We start from the raw sequence: 18,438 nt of genomic DNA, 5'->3' as shown, positions 1-18,438 counted from the left end.
GCCTCTCACACAGGGAGCTTCTACATTAACTGCCCATAGGGAGTTTTTCTATTTCTGGAAATTATTTGAGTAGGTGATCTGGCTGTCCGTGTCTACAAATACAGCTTCCACGTTCTCCAGCTGATTGACAAGGGACATCCCTTTCTCCGGGCCCAGGACAAAACAGGTGGTGCTCAGAGCGTCCGCGGTGAGAGAGGAGTCTGTGATGATGGATACGCTGGCCAGACCGTTATTGCAGGGGTACCCGGAGGCGGGGTCCAGAATGTGGTGGTACAGACTGCCGTCCCGCTCAAAAAAGCGCTGATAGGTCCCCGATGTGACAATGGACTTGTCATCGATCCTGACCGAGGTGAGAGGGATGCCGCTCTCGTCAAAGGGCTTCTGGATGCCTATATTAAAGGAAGAGCCGTCCGGCTTGTCACCTACAGCCAGCACGTTCCCACCCAGGTTGATGAGGGCGTGGCGCACGCCTTCTCCCTCCAGGTAATCCTTCAGCCTGTCAGCTATGTATCCCTTCGCCACGGCGCCCAGGTCCAGGGCTGCGGCCGGATCCTGCAGGGTGACGGTATTCCCCTCCACGACCACCTTTTTATAATCCACATGGGTCAGGGCTGCGGCGATAGCGGCAGGATCCGGCGGAGCCGGGTCCTCAGACTTGAAATCCCACAGCCTGGACACAGAGCCTATAGTGATGTCGAAGGCCCCTCCGGAGAGCTTGCCGTAGTAGAGCCCCTTTTTGACAAGGGTGGCAGTATCCGGCGACACCTCGACCGGGTTGCCCTGGGCATTGTTGATCCTGGAGATTTCGCTCTCTTCATTGGTCCGGGAGAACATGACGTCGTACTTCTGACAGAGCTCACGGCATCCCTCCAGTATATCCTGGTCCCTCGAGTCGTATATCTGCAGGGAGATCACACTGTCAAACAGCGTGTCTGTGTACGTCATGGGCTCGGAGGAGACTGCCGCACAGCCGGATACCAGAAAGAAAGAGACTGCCGCAGCCGCTCCTGCCAGGGACCGTGTTTTCCATAATTTCATGATTTTCCACCTCATTTGTAAAAATCGTGCCAGGTCTGCGGCACGTCGCTGTCATACCGCGTGAGCGACAGGGTGAAGCGGTCTTGCCGCTTCAGGTCACGCTTTTGCGCAAACATTATAACATAGTCACGGCAGGGGCCGCAACTGCAACTACACAGGAACATGTGGCTGCTGCTCATCCGAACAGATGTCCGAACATGTGGTTGCACATCCCAAAACGATATGGTAGAATAGCACATATAGTATTTAGGAGAAAGCGAAAGCAGTCATCATGAAAAAACGTCTGAAGATAAAAGATATCGTACTTATCGTGCTGATCCTGGCGGTAGCGGCCGGCTCCTGGCTCCTTCACGAAGCGCTGGGAAGTGCCGGAAGCGGCGTGGCTGTGGTCCGTGTGGACGGTGCGATAGAGGGAACATATCCTTTGAACGAGGACAGGGAGGTCTCCATCAACGGTGGGACCAATATCCTCAGGATCAGGAACGGGAGGGCCAAGATGATAGAAGCGGACTGTCCGGACCAGCTCTGCGTGGACCAGCGGGCCGTGTCCGCGGACAACGAGAGTATCATCTGTCTCCCCAACAGGGTGATCGTGGAGATCCAGTCCAGGCAGGAGAGCGAGTATGACGCTGTCACGAATTAGGAGGTGCTGTCCTTGAAGACGCGGGTTGCTTATTTTGGAGTTTTCACGGCACTGGCGCTGATCTTCAGCTATGTGGAATCCCTGATACCATTTCAGATCGGTATTCCTGGAGTCAAGCTGGGTCTTGCCAATCTTATCATAGTGATCGCACTTTATAAGATGAGCCTCAGAGAGGCTTATCTTTTGTCTGTAACAAGAGTTGTCCTGGCGGGCTTTATATTTGGCAGCATGTTCAGCATCCTCTACAGTCTGGCCGGCGCGCTCCTCAGCCTGACGGTCATGGCTCTGCTGAAGAGGAACGGAGGCTTCAGCGTCCTGGGTGTCAGCATCGGCGGGGGCGTCATGCACAACGTGGGACAGCTCGCGGTAGCCATGTTCGTCGTCCAGACCTTCAGTGTCTCCTACTATGTCCCGGTCCTCCTTGTGGCCGGGCTGCTCACGGGACTTGTCATCGGCATTGCCGCTGACGCCATGCTGAGACGGCTGACAGGCATTACATTGAATGGAAAGGGAGTTAGATGACATGATTTCATATATACGGGGTGAACTGGCCGCGGTGGAGGAGGACAGGGTCGTGGTGGAAGCCGGTGGCATCGGCTACGGGATCTTCATGGCCGGCAGCGCCATGGGAAGGCTGCCGGCTATCGGAAGCCAGGTAAAGATACACACCTATTTCAGCGTAAAAGAGGACAGCATGCAGCTTTTCGGCTTCCTGACAGAAGATGACCTGAAGGTGTTCCGGCTTGTCATAGGTGTCAGCGGCATCGGACCCAAGGGAGGTCTGAACATCCTCTCACAGCTCACGCCTGATGAGCTGCGGTTCGCTGTGTTCTCGGGCGATGCAAAGGCCATCTCGTCTGCGCCCGGCATTGGGAAAAAGACGGCGGAAAAGCTGATACTGGAGCTGAAGGACAAACTGAAGCTTGAGGACGCCCTCCCTCACTCCGGGGATGCGGACAGCGTGCCGGGGATTGGCGCCGGCCCTGCAGGAACAGTCCAGAATGACGCGGTACAGGCTCTTGTGGCCCTGGGCTACGGGAGCACGGAGGCTCTCAAGGCGGTGCGCCAGGTGGAGATCACGGAGGACATGCAGGTGGAGGATGTGCTGAAGAGAGCTCTGAAATCAATGATGTTCTAGAAGCAGGTAGAAGACATGACACGAAGAATTATCACAACAGAAAATCTGGAAGAGGATGTTAAGATAGAGAACAGTCTCCGACCCCGTTATTTAAAGGACTACATCGGTCAGGAGAAGGCTAAGGCCACGCTGAAGATCTACATCGAGGCCGCCAAGGCCAGGGGGGAGGCGCTGGACCATGTGCTCTTTTACGGTCCGCCGGGGCTTGGTAAGACGACCCTGGCCGGCATCATCGCCAACGAGATGCAGGTCCATCTGAAGGTCACCTCCGGGCCGGCCATCGAGAAGCCCGGGGAGATGGCAGCCATCCTGAACAATCTGCAGGAGGGTGATGTGCTTTTTGTGGATGAGATCCACAGGCTGAACCGGCAGGTGGAGGAGGTGCTCTACCCGGCCATGGAGGACTACGCTATTGACATTGTCATCGGCAAAGGCGCCGGAGCCAGGTCCATACGCCTGGACCTTCCAAAATTTACCCTGGTGGGGGCCACCACAAGGGCTGGCATGCTGACAGCGCCCCTGAGGGACCGGTTTGGCGTGGTCCATCACCTGGAATTTTACACGGTCCCGGAGCTTCGGACCATTATCATGAACTCCGCCGCCGTGCTGGGGGTGGAGATCGACGAGGCGGGAGCCATGGAGCTGGCACGGAGGTCCCGGGGAACGCCCCGGCTTGCAAACCGTCTCCTCAAGCGGGTGAGGGATTTCGCCCAGGTGAAATACGACGGCGTCATCACGAAGGCTGTGGCGGATTTTGCCCTGGACCTTCTGGACGTGGACAAGTACGGACTGGACCATATCGACAGGAACATCCTTCTCACCATGATCGAGAAGTTCCAGGGAGGTCCTGTGGGCCTTGACACGCTGGCCGCCTCCATCGGGGAGGACGCGGGGACCATTGAGGACGTCTACGAGCCCTATCTTTTGAAGAACGGCTTTATACAGAGAACGCCCAGAGGCCGCGTGGTTACGGCGCTCAGCTATGAGCATCTGGGAATTTCACCTGAAAATATTGAAAAATAGTTGGTTTTTATATGTAAATAGTTTATAATAAATTGCAGGATAAACGTAAAAGGGCGGGAGGTCATTTATGGCATCATCAAAGAATTATACGGAAGTTCTCATAGGGGGCAAGGTCTTCACACTGAGCGGATTTGAAAGCGAGGAGTATCTGCAGAGGGTGTCCACCTATCTGAACCATAAATTGGAAGAGTGTACCAACAGCGAGGGATACCGCAAGCAGAGCGCTGAGACGAGGAGCATCCTCCTTGCGTTGAACATCGCCGATGACTACTTCAAGGCAAAGAAGCAGGGCGGCACCCTGGAGAGCGACATTGAGGCGAAGGACAAAGAGATGTACGACCTGAAGCATGAGCTCATTTCCGTTCAGATAAAACTCGAGAACGCGGAGAAGACGCTGGACCGGATGAAAGAGGAGAACCGGGAGCTTCAGATGAAGATCGTCAAACTGGAAACAGAGATGAAGAACAATCAGAAAAAATAGGCTGTCATGGGACAGCCTTTTTAAATGTTCATCGAAAAGAATGGTCACCAAAAGGGGAGGGAAGACAGGTATGCCGTATCCGAAACAAACAGAAAACAGAGAGCCGGGGCAGAAGGGCGGGCCGGTGGAGATACTGGCTCCGGCCGGTTCCCTGGACATACTGAAGTGCGCCTTCAGGGCGGGAGCCGACGCGGTCTACGCGGGAGGCGCCTGCTTTGGCGCCAGGGCTTTTGCCCGGAATTTCACAGAGGAGGAGCTCCTGGAGGGCATCGACTATGCCCATATCCACGGGAAGAAGCTCTATCTGACTGTCAACACGCTGGTCAAGGAGCGTGAGCTTGACCAGCTCTACAGCTATCTCCTTCCCTTTTACCGGCAGGGGCTGGATGCGGTCATCGTACAGGACATGGGAGTAATGGAGTTCATAAGGGAGCAGTTCCCCCTTCTCCCCATCCACGCCAGCACCCAGATGACAGTGACCAGCGCGGTCAGCGCCTCCTTTCTGGAGGAGCGGGGCGTCACAAGGGTAGTCCCGGCCAGGGAGCTGTCTCTCGGGGAGGTGCGCCGGATCGCGGAGGAGACAGACCTGGAGGTGGAGTGCTTTGTACACGGGGCGCTCTGCTACTGCTACTCCGGGCGCTGTCTCATGAGCAGCATGATAGGCGGAAGGAGCGGGAACCGGGGCCAGTGCGCCCAGCCATGCCGCCTCCCGTGGAGGGCGGAGCAGACGAAAAAAGAGCAGGATATCCTGAGCCTGAAGGACCTGTGCACCATCCGGCTCATCCCGGAGCTTGTCGGGGCGGGCATTACCTCCTTCAAGATCGAGGGGAGGATGAAGCAGCCCTACTACGTGGAGACCGTCACTTCCATGTACCGGAAATACACAGACCTCTGGGCAGAGCTGGAAGGCGATAAGGAACGCTTCCGGGTGTCCCGGGAGGATCAAAGAGCTCTCCTCGAGGCCTACACGCGGCGGGGCTATACGGACGGGTACTACACCCGCCACAACGGCAGGGAGATGCTCTCCCTGGACCGCCCTGAGCCGGCACAGAAGAGGGATGCATCTTCAAAAAGCGGGAAGGAAAGCCATCTGCAAGAAAAAATTAATGGGAAATTAATACTTTCTCCCGGGAAAAGTGCTACACTTACTCTATATGCCGACACTGCGGGAAAGAAGGCCCAGGTGACAGTCAGCGGCGACACGGTGCAGGAGGCTCAGAGCAGGCCCTTGGCCCGGGAACAGCTCCTGAAGCAGATGAAGAAGACGGGAAATACGGAATTTGTCTTTCAGGACCTGGAAATCCATACAGAGGGAGAGATTTTTCTGCCCCTCCAGTCACTCAACGCGCTCCGGCGGGCGGGCCTGGAAAAGCTGGAGGACGCGATCACCACATCCTTCCGGAGACCCTGCGGGTCTGAGACAGCTCAAAAAACGCTGCCTTTGGAGACGGCGATTCCGGACAGGCCGTTCCCTTCTGCGGGGAAGCCCTGCCAGGAGCGTCCCCTCAGGGAAATCCCGCTCTTTGTGTCTGTCATGGCCGTGGAGCAGGCCATGGCTGCCCTCGCTGTCCCCTCTGTAAAAAGGATCTATCTTCCGGATACAGTCTGGGCCGGAGGCGGAGCAGATGAGGTCCTGGCAAGGGCAAAGGAGGGGCAGGTGGAGGTGTATGTCTCCATGGCTGAAATCTGCCGCAGGGAGGCGGAGGGATTCTACAGGGCGAAACTGCATGACATGGGCAGGGAGTTTGACGGCGCCATGGTGAAAAACCTGGAAAGCCTTCTGCTCCTCAGAGAGTCGGGCTTCTCAAAGCCTGTGGACACGGGAGCATCTGCCTACGCGTGGAACCGGCGGGCGGCGGCATTCTGGCAGGAGCTGGCAGACGGTCTTGCGGAGGCTCCTCTTGAGCTGAACGCCCGGGAGCTGCTGGACCTGGACAGAGGGCGGATGCTGCTCCCTGTATACGGCTATCTCCCGGTCATGGTCAGCGCCGGGTGCATACGGAAGCACACAAAGGGCTGCGCCGGGAAGTCGGGCTGGACCCACATGACAGACCGGTATCGCAAGAAATTCATGGTGCGCAGCGAGTGTCTTTACTGCTATAATGTAATATATAACTCAGACCCTCTCGTCCTCATCGGGCAGGAGAGGGAGATAGAGTCTCTGGCGCCTGCCGCCCTCCTGTGTGGATTTACATGGGAGAGCAAAGGGAGGACAAAGGAGGTCCTGGAGCTGTTCCAGGGCTGGCTCTCCTCAGGGGAGGCGCCCGGATGGGAGGGCGGCTATACGAGGGGCCATTTTAAACGGGGAGTAAAGTAGGTGAAACTTTGGTAAATATAATTGTAGAGCTTTCGAAATATCTCATCATCATACTGATCATCATGTACACATACCTGTGCTTCACGATATTCGGCTATCATGATATGCAGAAGAAGCAGGATATGCTGCGCAGACAGAATATCCTCATGTTCCTTTTCCATCTGATCGCGTTTCTCGTGCTGTATCTGGAAATGGACGATATACGGATCGCCGGGCTGTACCTTGCCCAGGTGGTGCTATTTGGCGCGACCATCCTCTTGTACACAAAGGTCTATCCAAGAGTATCCCGCCTCGTGGTCAACAATATGTGCATGCTCCTGTGTGTCGGGCTTGTGATGCTGACCCGGCTGGACTACGGCACAGCCATGCGCCAGTTTGTCTTTGCGGCAGCCGGCATCGCCCTCAGTCTTGTGGTGCCTGTCATCATCCGAAAGGTAAAGGGGCTCGCAAAGCTCCGGAAGCTGTACGCCATCGCAGGCATGGCTTCCCTTGCCGTGGTGGCGGTGCTCGGGCAGGTGTCCTACGGGGCGAAGCTTGGCTTTTCCATAGGAGGCATCAGCATACAGCCCTCTGAGCTGGTGAAGATCATTTTCGTATTCTACGTGGCTGCCAGCCTGAAGGAGTCCGTCCAGTTCAAAAATGTAGTCATAACTACCATGATAGCGGCTCTGCACGTGCTGATCCTTGTCATCTCCACAGACCTGGGGGCGGCCCTCATTATCTTCGTGGTCTATCTGGTGATGCTGTACGTGGCCACCAGGCAGCCCCTCTACATGCTGGCCGGGGTGGGAGCCGGGGCCTGCGCCTCGGTGGCGGGGTACTATCTGTTCGCCCACGTGCGGACCCGTGTCAATGTTTGGCGGGACCCCTTCGGCACCTATGACAACGGCGGCTACCAGGTGGCCCAGTCCCTCTTTGCCATCGGGACCGGGAGCTGGTTCGGCATGGGGCTGTGCCAGGGCTCGCCGGAGAGCATACCGGTGCGGGACTCGGATTTCATCTTTTCAGCCATTGCGGAGGAGCTGGGGCTTGTCTTTGCCCTCTGTCTCATCCTTATATTTGTGAGCTGCTATATCATGTTCCTGAACATTGCCATGCAGCTCCACAACCAGTTCTACAAGCTGGTGGCGCTGGGGCTTGGCACCTGTTACATTTTCCAGGTGTTTCTGAATATAGGCGGCGTGATCAAATTCATTCCGTCTACCGGCGTGACGCTGCCCCTTGTCAGCTACGGGGGAAGCTCCATGCTCAGCACGCTGATCATGTTTGCGATCATCCAGGGACTTTACATTTTAAGAGAGGACGAGGAAGAAAGCATTGAGAGAAGAAAAAAAGAACAGAAGCTACGAGCTCAGAAGAGAGGCAGAGCGCCAAAGGAAGCAGCAGGAAAGAGCCTCTATGAGCCGGCAGGGCAAAAAAGAGTTAAAACAGCGGGAAAAGAAAGAAAAAAAGAAAAAGCGGGAAGTAAACAAAGAGTTCGCTAGAGTCACCTATGCCTTTGTGGCCCTCTTTCTCGTTCTGATGGCCTACATCGGCTATTTCAACATCGTGGAGAGCAAGGATATCATCAGCAGCCCCTACAATCCCAGGCTTGACTCCATGGCGGACCGTGTTGTGAGGGGCAGCATCCTGGACAAGGACGGGAATGTGCTGGCCTCTACAGAGACTGCTGAGGACGGGAGCGAGTACCGCAGCTACCCCTATGGCAGCCTCTATGCCCATGTGGTGGGGTACGATTCCCAGGGGAAATCAGGACTGGAGTCAACAGAGAATTTTGAGCTCCTCACCTCCAACGCCTTTTTCCTGGAGAAGCTGCGCAATGAATTCCAGGACGAGAAGAATATAGGAGACACGGTCGTGACCACTCTGGACACGAGTCTCCAGCAGGCCGCCTACAATGCGCTGGGAGACAACAAGGGGGCGGTGGTGATCCTGGAGCCCACTACCGGAAAGATACTGACTATGCTCTCCAAGCCGGATTTTGACCCCAACACGGTGGAGCAGGACTGGGACGCCCTGAACAGCGACCCGGACAGCAGCCTTTTGAACCGGGCCCTCCAGGGGCAGTACGCACCGGGCTCCACCTTCAAGATCGTGACAGCCCTGGAATATATGCGGGAGCATGCGGATTATGAGAGTTATACCTACACCTGCAGCGGCTCTATCACCTACGACGGCGTGACCATCCCCTGTGCGGGAGGGAATGTCCACGGCACTGTGAGCCTGGCAGATTCCTTTGCCTACTCCTGCAACTCGTCCTTCTGCAACATAGGACTTTCGCTGGATATCTCCGGCTACCAGGACACAGCCGGAGACCTGCTCTTTAACAAGGCCCTTCCGGGAGACGACATCTCTCCGGCCAGGAGCAGCTTTTCCCTGGACGGGAATGCCTCCTCCTCAGACAGGATGATGACAGCCATGGGGCAGGGGGAGACCCAGGTCAGCCCCTATCACATGGCACTCATCACCTCCGCCATCGCAAACGGCGGCAATCTGATGCGCCCTTACCTGGTGGAGCAGGTGACCAACTATACGGGATCCATTGTCCGGGAGGCATCACCTGAAAGCTACGGCTCCCTTATGACTTCCCAGGAGGCGGCCCAGCTGAAGGCCTACATGCAGGATGTGACGGACTACGGCACGGGCTCTGTCTTCGCCGGGTCCGGATACAGCGTGGCCGGCAAGACCGGCACGGCCGAGTATGCGGACGGAGATTCCTCCAGAAATCATTCCTGGTTTGTGGGATTCACGGATGTGGACAATCCCGAGCTTGCCATCTGCGTGATCGTGGAGCAGTCTGACGGCGGCACGAGAGCGGTAGATGTTGCAAAAGAGATACTGGACAGTTATTATTATAATCAGTAGATCCCCGGGACCTTCTCTATCCCCGGACCGTTTAAGAGGAGCTTGTATATGATGAAATTTGCAAAGCATCTGTATCTGTCAGAAGGAATGGAAAAAAAGAAAAGCAAGGTCATCCGCCGGCTTCGAGCGGGCCGGCTCCAGGCTCCTGTGTACCTCATTGCACTGTGCGATCATGGACGGGAGCGGATGGAGATCCTCTGCTCTGCCGAGCTGCTCCAGAAGAGCTATCCCACCGGCGAACTGTTCATCGCGGGCATTGCCGGGGACTATGACGACGCGCTGGAGCTTGTGCGCCAGATCACCCAGGAGACCTTTGACGCTCATATGGATACAGACGTCTGCGGTTACATACACTACAGGGAACAGGAAGAGTAATATGCTTCACATTATATTGTTGATCTTAAAAATTGCGGGCATCATATTAGCCGCCATACTGGGCATACTCCTATTAGCGCTCTGTACCGTCCTCTTTGTGCCCTTCTGTTACCGGGGCAGGGCCAGATGGGACGCCGGACAGAAGGATTTCCGGGCGCGGGGGCGGATCACCTGGCTGCTCGGCCTGGTGGAGCTGCGGTTTGCCTTCCGGGATGGAAGAGCCTCTGTGCGGGGTAGAGTCGCCTGGAAGAAGCTGGGCCTGTCCCAAACAGGCGACCGCGGGGAGCAGCCGGATGTACCGGGGCAACGGACGAAAGAGGAGAAGCAGGAGGAGGAGCGGACGGAAGAAAAGCAGGCGGTAAGAGAAGAAAGCAGGGAACGGAAAAAGGAGGAAGACCATGAAAAGGAACGTGAAAAAGATCACCAGAGAGCTGAGGAAACTGAAAAGGCGCCAGAGGCAGCTCCGGCGCCTGAGAAGACAGCTGCGAAGGCTGCGCAGGCGGATAAAGAGGAGCCTGCACAAAGCAGGCTGGAGAAAATACGCCGGCGCTTTCAGAAGATCGCTCAAAAGATAAAATGTACTTTTGACAGGATTTGTGCTAAAATAAATCTGATTACGGAAAAAAAGGAACAGATAGCCGCTTTTTTGAGCGACGAGACCCATAAAAAGGCATTCTGCATTGCGAAAAAGGAATGTATCCGCCTTCTCGGGAGTGTTCTTCCCAGACAATTCAGCCTGTCCGTGCGCTTTGGCTTTAAAGATCCATATCATACAGGGCAGCTGCTGGCAGGTATTGCTGTACTCTATCCCTTCCTGCCCGGAGATGTCCGTGTGGAGCCGGATTTTGAGGAGCGGATCTTCCAGGGGAAGACAAAGCTGCGGGGACGGCTGTATACAGCCAGCCTTGTCTTTGCGGCTCTCCAGCTCATCCGCCGCAGAGCGGTGAGGGAGACCTTCCGGGATATACGGGGATTGCTGCGGGCGGAAGCGTAAGAATACAGGAGGTTAACAAATATGGCTGACAATAATTTTAAAGGGACTGTGGAGGCATTATTTCATGGAATGGACGCGGTCATCTCTTCCAGGACTGTGGTGGGGGATGCCATCCACATCAACGACACGATCATCCTTCCCCTTGTGGACGTATCCTTTGCTGTTGGGGCTGGCGCCTTCAACGGGGACAAGAGCGGTGAGAAGAAGGAGAAGGGAGCAGGCGGACTGGGCGGCAGGATGACTCCCAGCGCCGTCCTTGTCATCCAGAACGGCACTACCAGGCTGGTCAACATCAAGAACCAGGATACCATCACCAAGCTCCTGGATATGGTGCCGGATGTGCTGGACCGCTTTACATCCAAGGGAAGCGGAAGGATGTCAGAGGAGGATCTGAACGACATCCTGGACGGGGCAGAGGAGGAAGAAAAATAGCAGCTCCTGTTCTGTCCGGCTGCAAGGATGCATAGGAATAGAAGGAAGAAGCCTTGCGGGAGGGGCGGTTGCCTATGAAGCGTGTGGCAGGCTTTGCTTTGTTCTGGCTCGCTGTCGGCGTGCTGATCAGCATCTGGCTTCCCAATTTGTTCGTGGAAGTGCTGTGCATCATCCTGTGTCTTCTGGCAGCGTATGAGCTGTTTTTCTGCTGCAGGGACGATAAATGACAAATATTTTTGAAAATCAAAAAGAAATGCTTGCATTTTAAAAATTCTTCTGATAGAATATCATTGTTGCGAGTCTGGAGAACAGACTTATCATGAGCGTTAGGAGGTGCAGTCATGGCGAAATGTGCTATTTGCGAAAAGGGTGCTCACTTTGGAAACAGTGTCAGCCACTCTCATAGAAAGACACCGAAAATGTGGAAATCAAACGTAAAATCTGTACGTGTAAAAACAGAGAGCGGAGCAAAGAGAATGTATGTATGTACTTCTTGCTTAAAATCCGGCAAAGTAGAGCGTGCTTAATCAGCGAGTGAGAAAAGAGGGCTAATTTCCCTGTACAGACATGGGAAGTTAGTCTTTTTTTGTTGTAAAACACTGGAAAACAGAGTATAATACTTTTGTTAAGCAGACTTTTAAGAAAGTATGAAAATAGAACATTGGAGGGAACCATATGAAGGGAAGCATGAGCACAGATCTTGGTATCATTACAGTAAATCCTGAAGTAATCGCAAAATATGCGGGGACTGTTGCCGTCGAGTGCTTCGGCATCGTCGGCATGGCGGCTGTCAACATGAAGGACGGCCTCGTCAGGCTGCTGAAAAAGGACAGCCTCACCCACGGCATCCAGGTCACTATATCGGACGATAACCGGATCACCATCGATTTCCATGTTATCGTGTCCTACGGCGTGAGCATCTCCGCTGTCACGGACAACCTGATCAGCAATGTAAAGTACAGGGTGGAAGAATTTTCCGGCATGCCGGTGGATAAAATCAATATCTACATCGAAGGCGTCAGGGTCATCGATTAGTTAAGGAGGATTTTTAAGTGGCTACAAATTCTATAAGTGTGGATATGCTCGCCAGGATGTTTCTTGCCGGGGCGCAGAATATCGAGGCGAAGAAAGAATATATCAACGAACTCAATGTTTTCCCGGTGCCGGACGGCGACACGGGCACGAACATGTCGCTGACCATCATGGCGGCGGCAAAGGAAGTGACAGCTCTTGCCGACATGGATATGAAGTCCCTTGCAAAGGCCATCTCCTCCGGTTCCCTGCGGGGGGCGAGAGGAAACTCCGGGGTTATCCTGTCCCAGCTTTTGCGGGGCTTTACAAAGGCTCTTCGGGATGAGGAGGAGATCAATGTGCAGAATCTCGCCGCGGCCTGCGAGCGGGCCAAGGACACGGCCTACAAGGCGGTCATGAAGCCGAAGGAGGGGACCATCCTCACCGTTGCCCGGGGCATCTCCGAGAAGGCCAACGAGCTGGCTGAGACCACAGATGACCTGGAGGTCTTCATCCCCGCCCTCATCGAGGAGGGGGACGCGGTCCTGGCGAAGACACCGGACATGCTGCCTGTGCTGAAGGAGGCAGGTGTGGTGGACTCCGGCGGACAGGGACTCATGGAGGTCCTGAAGGGGGCCTACGACGCCTTCCTGGGCAAGGAGATAGACTACAGCGCCCTCGCTTCCGAGGGCGGTGGCACGGCATCAGCCAGACAGCAGAAGGTTTCCGCTGAGTCTGCCGCTGATATCAAGTTTGGTTACTGTACAGAATTTATCATCCTGACAGAAAAAGAGTTTACAGATGAAGATGAGCATGAATTCAAGGCTTATCTGGAGTCCATCGGCGACTCCATCGTCTGTGTGGCCGACGAGGATGTGGTAAAGGTGCATGTCCACACCAACGACCCGGGACTTGCCATCCAGAAGGCTCTCACCTACGGACAGCTCTCCCGCATGAAGATTGACAATATGCGCGAGGAGCACCAGGAAAAGCTGATCCGCGACGCCGAGAAGCTGGCAAAGCAGCAGAAGGAAGAGGAGGAGAAGGCCGCTGCGGCAGAGCCCAGAAAGCCCATGGGATTTATCACCGTCTCCATCGGCGAGGGCTTAAATGAAATCTTCCGCGAGCTGGGCGCCGACTACATCATCGAGGGCGGACAGACCATGAACCCCAGCACAGAGGATATGCTCAACGCTGTGGACCATGTGAATGCGGACACCATTTTCATCCTCCCCAACAACAAGAACATTGTCCTGGCAGCCAACCAGGCCAAGGATCTTGTGAAGGACAAGGAGATCATCGTCATCCCCACCAAGACAGTGCCCCAGGGCATCACAGCCATCATCAGCTTTATGCCTGAGGCCGACGGGAAGGCCAATGAGGAGGCCATGCTGGATGCCATCAGCCATGTGAAGTCCGGACAGGTGACCTACGCTGTCCGCGACACGAAGATTGACGACAAGGAGATCCACGAGGGCGATATCATGGGAATCGGCGATGCCGGCATCATCGCGGTGGGCACCCAGATCGAGGAGACTACCCGAGACATGCTGGAGCAGCTGGTGGACGAGGACTCCGAGCTCATCAGCCTGTACTACGGCGAGGAGATCAAGGAGGAGGACGCCCAGCGGTTTGTGGCGGAGATAGAGGAGAAGTATCCGGATGTGGACGTGGATGCCCACTACGGCGGCCAGCCTATCTACTACTATGTGCTGGCTGTAGAGTAGGATAGTCAGGATACTGTTTGCCGCGACAAAAGATACGGACAGACTGTAAGATAAAGAGAGATAGCAGGCATGGGTTTGCCTGTTATTTCTTTGTCTGGAAATAAGAGCAGGAGAGTGACGTATGAACAGACTGACACCGGTCCACGAGCTGAAGGGGATTGGAGAGAAGACAGAAAAACTTTTTATAAAGCTGGGCATCCACACCGTGGGTGACCTGGTCCAGTATTATCCCAGAGGGTACGACGTGTACGAGGAGGCGGTGCCTGTCAGCGAGCTCGTGGAGGGCAGGGTGCAGACCGTCACCGGGGCCATCTTCGGCAGGGTCCAGGTGTCCGGGAACCGCTCCATGCAGGTGACCACCCTCCATCTGAAGGATATCAGCGGCACCCTGAAGGTGGTCTGGTTCCGCATGCCTTTTCTGCGGAACACGCTGGGAAAGGGCGGAGTCATCACCCTGCGGGGCCTGGTGTCCAGGAAAAAGAGCGGCCTTGTCATGGAGCACCCGGAGATCTTTTATCCATCCTCAAAGTATGAGGAGAAGCTGAATACCATGCAGCCGGTCTATCCGCTGACAGGCGGCCTTTCCAACAACGCGGTCATGAAGGCGGTCCGCCAGGCGCTGGACGGCCTGCCTCTTGAGAGGGAACTGCTGCCGGAGGCGCTGCGGCTCAGGTACAGGCTGGCAGAGTACAACTATGCCCTGCGCGGCATCCATTTTCCCGAGGACAAGGAAGTGTACTTTCACGCCAGGAGCCGGCTCGTGTTCGAGGAATTTGCCCAGTTTATCTGCTCCCTGCGGCTTCTGAAGGAGGAGACAGACCGGGCCCGCAACGATTTTCACATCATGCCCAGTCCTCAGGTGGAGGCCTTCATCCGGGAGCTGCCCTATGAGCTCACCGGGGCCCAGAAGCGGGTCTGGGGGGAGATCCTGGCGGACATGCAGAAGGATTTCTCCATGTCCCGCCTGGTCCAGGGGGACGTGGGCTCCGGCAAGACAGTCATCGCCCTGCTGGCTCTCATGACAGCGGCCCTGAACGGCTTCCAGGGGGCGCTCATGGCCCCCACCGAGGTGCTGGCGAAGCAGCACTACGAGTCCATCACCTCCCTCCTTGAGGAGCACCACATCCCCATCCGGACCGAGCTCCTCACAGGCTCCATGACCGCGAAGGAAAAGCGGGATGCCTACCACCGGATGGAAGACGGGACAGCCCAGATCATCATAGGCACCCACGCTCTCATCCAGAAAAAGGCGGGCTACAAAAATCTGGCCCTGGTGGTCACGGACGAGCAGCACAGGTTCGGGGTAAAGCAGCGGGAGATGCTGGCCCGGAAGGGGCAGATGCCCCATGTCCTTGTCATGAGCGCCACCCCCATTCCCCGTACACTGGCCATCATCCTGTACGGGGATCTGGACATCTCCGTCATCGACGAGCTGCCCTCTGACCGCCTGCCCATCAAGAACTGCGTGGTGGACACAGGATACCGCAAGACCGCCTACCGCTTCATAGAGAAGCAGGTGGAGGAGGGCCGCCAGTGCTACATCATCTGCCCCATGGTGGAGGAGAGCGAACACCTGGAGGTGGAGAATGTGACGGACTACGCGGCCATGCTCCAGGAGGAGCTGGGAGAGGGCATTACCGTGGACTTTCTCCACGGGAAGATGAAGCAGTCCCAGAAGGATGAGATCATGGAGCGCTTTGGCAGCGGAAAGATCCAGGTACTTGTCTCCACCACGGTCATCGAGGTTGGCATCAATGTGCCCAACGCCACCGTCATGATGGTGGAGAACGCAGAGCGCTTCGGCCTGGCTCAGCTCCACCAGCTGCGGGGGCGGGTGGGCCGGGGGAAATACCAGTCCTACTGCATTTTCATGACCGGCTCCCACGACGAGGAGACAAAAAAGAGACTGGACATTTTAAACAGGAGCAACGACGGCTTCAAGATTGCAGCCGAGGACCTGAAGCTCCGCGGCCCCGGTGACCTGTTCGGTATCCGCCAGAGCGGCCTTATGAGCTTTAAGCTGGGGGATGTGTTCCAGGATGCCCGGCTTTTACAGATGGCGAACGAGGCTGTCTCCTCACCGGAGGCCGCCGGCTCCGAATGGTTGAAAAAACTGGAAAACCATGCAGGAAATGCTAGTGTAATATTGTAAATCCTCCATATACTATCGGTGTAACAACAAAACAAAATGTTACAAAAAAGGAGGAGTATAAAAATGACTAATCGTTCATCTAACAAGACAGCAGTGCCTGAGGCAAAGGGTGCATTGGACAAATTCAAATACGAGGTTGCGAGCGAGCTGGGCGTACCGCTCACAGACGGCTACAATGGCGACCTGACTTCCAGACAGAACGGCTCTGTCGGCGGTTATATGGTAAAGAAGATGATCGAGCAGCAGGAGAGACAGATGGCCGGAAAATAAGCTGAAGATCCAGCTCAAAGCGACATCTGAAATAAAGTGTATCAATACCTGCGAAAATTCTGAAATATGAAACCGAAAAGCGTCCGGCAGATTGAAATAATATCTGCCGGGTGCTTTTTGTTTATTCCTGTTGACACAATTATGCACCAGTTAGTATAATTTGGGACGTAATACTTTTTAAAAGTATTACGTCCCAAATGAACAAAAAGGATGTGATTTCATGCGTGTGATCGCCGGGACCGCTCGGAGCCTGCAGCTGAAAACGCTGGACGGGCTTGACACCCGCCCCACAACGGACCGTATAAAGGAGACGCTCTTCAATATACTGGCGCCATACCTCTATGACTGCATTTTTCTGGATCTCTTTGCCGGCAGCGGAGGCATCGGCATCGAGGCCCTGAGCCGGGGTGCCATGGAGGCCGTCTTTGTTGAGAAAAACCCAAAGGCCATGGCCTGCATAAAGGACAATCTGAAGCACACCCGCCTGGAGCGCAGGGCTCTCACCATCTCCTCGGATGTGATGACGGCGCTCTACCGACTGGAGGGCGAGAAACAGTTTGATTATATTTTCATGGACCCGCCTTATAACCAGGGGCTTGAAAAGCAGGTCCTTGCCTACCTGGCGGAATCTGACCTCCTGGCCCACCGGGGCGTGATCATCGTGGAAGCGTCAAAGGAGACCTCCTTTGACTATCTGGACGACCTTGGCTTCCAGGTCATCAAAGAGAAGGTATATAAGACAAACAAGCATGTGTTCATAGAGCCATCGGGGAGGAAAGAGATATGCTAAGAGCGGTTTATCCGGGCAGCTTTGATCCGGTCACATTCGGTCATCTGGATATCATCACAAGATCAGCGAAGCTGGTGGACGAATTAATCGTCGGGGTATTGGTAAATAACGCAAAAAGTCCGTTGTTTTCCGTAGAAGAACGTGTTAAAATACTAGAGAAAACAGTGGAAAATCTTCCAAATGTAAAAGTCATTCCATTTGAGGGACTGCTGGTAGAATTTGTGAGAAAAATGAAAGCGCAGATGGTGGTGCGGGGACTGAGAGCGATCACGGATTTCGAGTACGAACTCCAGATGGCACAGACCAACCACAAGCTGGAGCCGGAGGTGGAGACGATCTTTCTGACCACCAGCCTGGATTATTCTTATCTGAGCTCCAGTACAGTAAAGGAAGTGGCAGCTTTCGGGGGAGACATCTCACAGTTTGTACCTCATATCGTGATAGAGCGGATGCAGGAAAAAATGGATAAAAAAGGAGAGTGTAAATTATGAGCAGCCGTATTGAGCAGATTATCGAAGAGATCGAGGAGTACATCGACAGTTGCAAATTTCAGCCGCTGTCCACCACGAAGATCATTGTGAACAAGGACCAGATAGACGAGCTTCTCCGCGAGCTCCGCATGAAGACTCCGGATGAGATCAAGCGCTATCAGAAGATCATTGCAAATAAAGACGCCATCCTTGCCGATGCGCAGGCCAAGGCAGACAGCATGCTCCAGGAGGCCCAGATACAGACATCCGAGCTTGTCAGCGAGCACGAGATCATGCAGCAGGCTTACGCTCAGGCAAATGAAATCGTCACCGCCGCTACAGAGCAGGCCCAGCAGATACTGGACAACGCTACAAACGATGCCAACGATATCCGCATCGGAGCCATGCAGTACACAGACGACCTTTTGGCAAATGCGGAGAGCATCATCGGCCACACGCTGGACAGCTACACGACAAAATACGACGGACTTGTGAACTCCCTCCAGGAGTGCTACGACATGGTCCGCAACAACCGCTCCGAGCTGGAGATCCCGGATCAGTCCGCAAGAGGACTGGAGGCCGAGTACGGTGCGGCTGAGGAGCCGGAGGAAGAGTACGAAGAGGACGACATGGAGCTGGAGTAGGCGGGGTGAGATTGCCGGTCCCTCCCAGGGCGGTCCGGCTGGACAGCCGCATTCCTACAGCATGCCCC

General features: G+C 55.2%; 21 protein-coding genes. 20 read left to right on the top strand and 1 reads right to left on the bottom strand.

Translation table 11 applies throughout. From position 1 onward, the window contains the following. Positions 1-48 precede the first annotated feature (48 nt). A complete protein-coding gene (locus tag B5E62_RS07385) occupies positions 49-1,038 on the bottom strand; it encodes an FAD:protein FMN transferase (protein WP_087173977.1) in 990 nt (329 codons plus the stop codon). A gap of 271 nt (positions 1,039-1,309) precedes the next feature. Here B5E62_RS07385 and B5E62_RS07380 point away from each other — a divergent pair, with 271 nt between their 5' ends. The 20 genes from B5E62_RS07380 to B5E62_RS07295 all read left to right on the top strand — a co-directional run bounded on the left by B5E62_RS07380 (position 1,310) and on the right by B5E62_RS07295 (position 18,370). Next, entirely contained in the window at positions 1,310-1,681 is a 372-nt protein-coding gene (locus B5E62_RS07380; RefSeq protein WP_087173976.1) for a NusG domain II-containing protein, read from the top strand. Between the two features lie 12 nt (positions 1,682-1,693). Next, positions 1,694-2,203, top strand: coding sequence for a Gx transporter family protein (locus B5E62_RS07375; RefSeq protein ID WP_087173975.1), 510 nt, complete (start codon positions 1,694-1,696; stop codon positions 2,201-2,203). Between the two features lies 1 nt (position 2,204). Continuing rightward, the gene (gene ruvA / locus B5E62_RS07370) at positions 2,205-2,819 is read left to right on the top strand and encodes a Holliday junction branch migration protein RuvA (protein ID WP_087173974.1); all 615 of its coding nucleotides are present in this window, start codon (positions 2,205-2,207) and stop codon (positions 2,817-2,819) included. 15 nt (positions 2,820-2,834) lie between these two features. Further along, the gene (gene ruvB, locus B5E62_RS07365) at positions 2,835-3,842 is read left to right on the top strand and encodes a Holliday junction branch migration DNA helicase RuvB (protein WP_087173973.1); all 1,008 of its coding nucleotides are present in this window, start codon (positions 2,835-2,837) and stop codon (positions 3,840-3,842) included. Positions 3,843-3,909: 67 nt separating this feature from the next. Then, positions 3,910-4,323, top strand: coding sequence for a cell division protein ZapA (gene zapA / locus B5E62_RS07360; protein ID WP_033125221.1), 414 nt, complete (start codon positions 3,910-3,912; stop codon positions 4,321-4,323). 70 nt (positions 4,324-4,393) lie between these two features. Next, positions 4,394-6,640 carry a peptidase U32 family protein gene (locus B5E62_RS07355; protein ID WP_087173972.1) on the top strand — a complete coding sequence of 749 codons (2,247 nt, stop codon included), beginning with the start codon at positions 4,394-4,396 and terminating at the stop codon, positions 6,638-6,640. A gap of 8 nt (positions 6,641-6,648) precedes the next feature. Then, the gene (locus B5E62_RS07350; RefSeq protein WP_087173971.1) at positions 6,649-8,124 is read left to right on the top strand and encodes an FtsW/RodA/SpoVE family cell cycle protein; all 1,476 of its coding nucleotides are present in this window, start codon (positions 6,649-6,651) and stop codon (positions 8,122-8,124) included. Positions 8,125-8,161: 37 nt separating this feature from the next. After that, a complete protein-coding gene (locus B5E62_RS07345; RefSeq protein WP_087174022.1) occupies positions 8,162-9,505 on the top strand; it encodes a peptidoglycan D,D-transpeptidase FtsI family protein in 1,344 nt (447 codons plus the stop codon). Between the two features lie 48 nt (positions 9,506-9,553). Further along, positions 9,554-9,880 carry a hypothetical protein gene (locus tag B5E62_RS16895; RefSeq protein WP_162610274.1) on the top strand — a complete coding sequence of 109 codons (327 nt, stop codon included), beginning with the start codon at positions 9,554-9,556 and terminating at the stop codon, positions 9,878-9,880. 16 nt (positions 9,881-9,896) lie between these two features. Continuing rightward, on the top strand, positions 9,897-10,874 hold the full coding sequence (locus B5E62_RS07340) for a DUF2953 domain-containing protein (protein WP_162610273.1): 978 nt from the start codon (positions 9,897-9,899) through the stop codon (positions 10,872-10,874). A 21-nt stretch (positions 10,875-10,895) separates the two neighbouring features. After that, on the top strand, positions 10,896-11,306 hold the full coding sequence (locus tag B5E62_RS07335) for a GerW family sporulation protein (protein ID WP_087173969.1): 411 nt from the start codon (positions 10,896-10,898) through the stop codon (positions 11,304-11,306). Positions 11,307-11,380: 74 nt separating this feature from the next. Next, positions 11,381-11,533 (top strand): hypothetical protein, encoded by a 153-nt coding sequence (locus B5E62_RS17050; protein WP_164488604.1) that lies wholly within the window; start codon positions 11,381-11,383, stop codon positions 11,531-11,533. A 114-nt stretch (positions 11,534-11,647) separates the two neighbouring features. Next, positions 11,648-11,833, top strand: a complete 186-nt coding sequence (gene rpmB, locus B5E62_RS07330; protein ID WP_076777440.1) for a 50S ribosomal protein L28 — start codon at positions 11,648-11,650, stop codon at positions 11,831-11,833. 148 nt (positions 11,834-11,981) lie between these two features. After that, positions 11,982-12,341: an Asp23/Gls24 family envelope stress response protein gene (locus tag B5E62_RS07325; protein WP_033125226.1), complete on the top strand. Its 360-nt coding sequence runs from the start codon at positions 11,982-11,984 to the stop codon at positions 12,339-12,341. Between the two features lie 44 nt (positions 12,342-12,385). After that, entirely contained in the window at positions 12,386-14,044 is a 1,659-nt protein-coding gene (locus B5E62_RS07320) for a DAK2 domain-containing protein (protein WP_442911352.1), read from the top strand. Positions 14,045-14,165: 121 nt separating this feature from the next. Beyond that, the gene (recG, locus tag B5E62_RS07315) at positions 14,166-16,196 is read left to right on the top strand and encodes an ATP-dependent DNA helicase RecG (protein WP_087173967.1); all 2,031 of its coding nucleotides are present in this window, start codon (positions 14,166-14,168) and stop codon (positions 16,194-16,196) included. A 63-nt stretch (positions 16,197-16,259) separates the two neighbouring features. Then, positions 16,260-16,466 (top strand): alpha/beta-type small acid-soluble spore protein, encoded by a 207-nt coding sequence (locus tag B5E62_RS07310; RefSeq protein WP_087173966.1) that lies wholly within the window; start codon positions 16,260-16,262, stop codon positions 16,464-16,466. A 220-nt stretch (positions 16,467-16,686) separates the two neighbouring features. Further along, on the top strand, positions 16,687-17,256 hold the full coding sequence (gene rsmD / locus B5E62_RS07305) for a 16S rRNA (guanine(966)-N(2))-methyltransferase RsmD (RefSeq protein ID WP_087173965.1): 570 nt from the start codon (positions 16,687-16,689) through the stop codon (positions 17,254-17,256). Continuing rightward, positions 17,250-17,747 carry a pantetheine-phosphate adenylyltransferase gene (coaD, locus tag B5E62_RS07300; RefSeq protein WP_087173964.1) on the top strand — a complete coding sequence of 166 codons (498 nt, stop codon included), beginning with the start codon at positions 17,250-17,252 and terminating at the stop codon, positions 17,745-17,747. The genes rsmD and coaD overlap by 7 nt, the downstream gene beginning before the upstream one ends. Continuing rightward, positions 17,744-18,370 (top strand): ATPase, encoded by a 627-nt coding sequence (locus B5E62_RS07295; protein WP_087173963.1) that lies wholly within the window; start codon positions 17,744-17,746, stop codon positions 18,368-18,370. The genes coaD and B5E62_RS07295 overlap by 4 nt, the downstream gene beginning before the upstream one ends. Positions 18,371-18,438 lie beyond the last annotated feature (68 nt).

This window comes from Lachnoclostridium sp. An118, from assembly GCF_002160985.1.
In the GTDB taxonomy this organism is placed as follows: domain Bacteria; phylum Bacillota; class Clostridia; order Lachnospirales; family Lachnospiraceae; genus Claveliimonas; species Claveliimonas stercoravium.
The sequence above is the reverse complement of the archived record's forward strand: the minus strand, read 5'-3'. Positions and strand labels throughout refer to the sequence as shown.

Coding starts and splice junctions, on each gene's coding strand:
- B5E62_RS17050 (WP_164488604.1), top strand. CDS start 11,381: ATGAAGCGTGTGGCAGGCTTTGCTTTGTTCTGGCTCGCTGTCGGCGTG.
- coaD (WP_087173964.1), top strand. CDS start 17,250: ATGCTAAGAGCGGTTTATCCGGGCAGCTTTGATCCGGTCACATTCGGT.
- rsmD (WP_087173965.1), top strand. CDS start 16,687: ATGCGTGTGATCGCCGGGACCGCTCGGAGCCTGCAGCTGAAAACGCTG.
- ruvA (WP_087173974.1), top strand. CDS start 2,205: ATGATTTCATATATACGGGGTGAACTGGCCGCGGTGGAGGAGGACAGG.
- B5E62_RS07335 (WP_087173969.1), top strand. CDS start 10,896: ATGGCTGACAATAATTTTAAAGGGACTGTGGAGGCATTATTTCATGGA.
- zapA (WP_033125221.1), top strand. CDS start 3,910: ATGGCATCATCAAAGAATTATACGGAAGTTCTCATAGGGGGCAAGGTC.
- ruvB (WP_087173973.1), top strand. CDS start 2,835: ATGACACGAAGAATTATCACAACAGAAAATCTGGAAGAGGATGTTAAG.
- recG (WP_087173967.1), top strand. CDS start 14,166: ATGAACAGACTGACACCGGTCCACGAGCTGAAGGGGATTGGAGAGAAG.
- B5E62_RS07385 (WP_087173977.1), bottom strand. CDS start 1,038: ATGAAATTATGGAAAACACGGTCCCTGGCAGGAGCGGCTGCGGCAGTC.
- B5E62_RS07310 (WP_087173966.1), top strand. CDS start 16,260: ATGACTAATCGTTCATCTAACAAGACAGCAGTGCCTGAGGCAAAGGGT.
- B5E62_RS07325 (WP_033125226.1), top strand. CDS start 11,982: ATGAAGGGAAGCATGAGCACAGATCTTGGTATCATTACAGTAAATCCT.
- B5E62_RS07320 (WP_442911352.1), top strand. CDS start 12,386: ATGCTCGCCAGGATGTTTCTTGCCGGGGCGCAGAATATCGAGGCGAAG.
- B5E62_RS16895 (WP_162610274.1), top strand. CDS start 9,554: ATGATGAAATTTGCAAAGCATCTGTATCTGTCAGAAGGAATGGAAAAA.
- rpmB (WP_076777440.1), top strand. CDS start 11,648: ATGGCGAAATGTGCTATTTGCGAAAAGGGTGCTCACTTTGGAAACAGT.
- B5E62_RS07380 (WP_087173976.1), top strand. CDS start 1,310: ATGAAAAAACGTCTGAAGATAAAAGATATCGTACTTATCGTGCTGATC.
- B5E62_RS07345 (WP_087174022.1), top strand. CDS start 8,162: ATGGCCTACATCGGCTATTTCAACATCGTGGAGAGCAAGGATATCATC.
- B5E62_RS07355 (WP_087173972.1), top strand. CDS start 4,394: ATGCCGTATCCGAAACAAACAGAAAACAGAGAGCCGGGGCAGAAGGGC.
- B5E62_RS07295 (WP_087173963.1), top strand. CDS start 17,744: ATGAGCAGCCGTATTGAGCAGATTATCGAAGAGATCGAGGAGTACATC.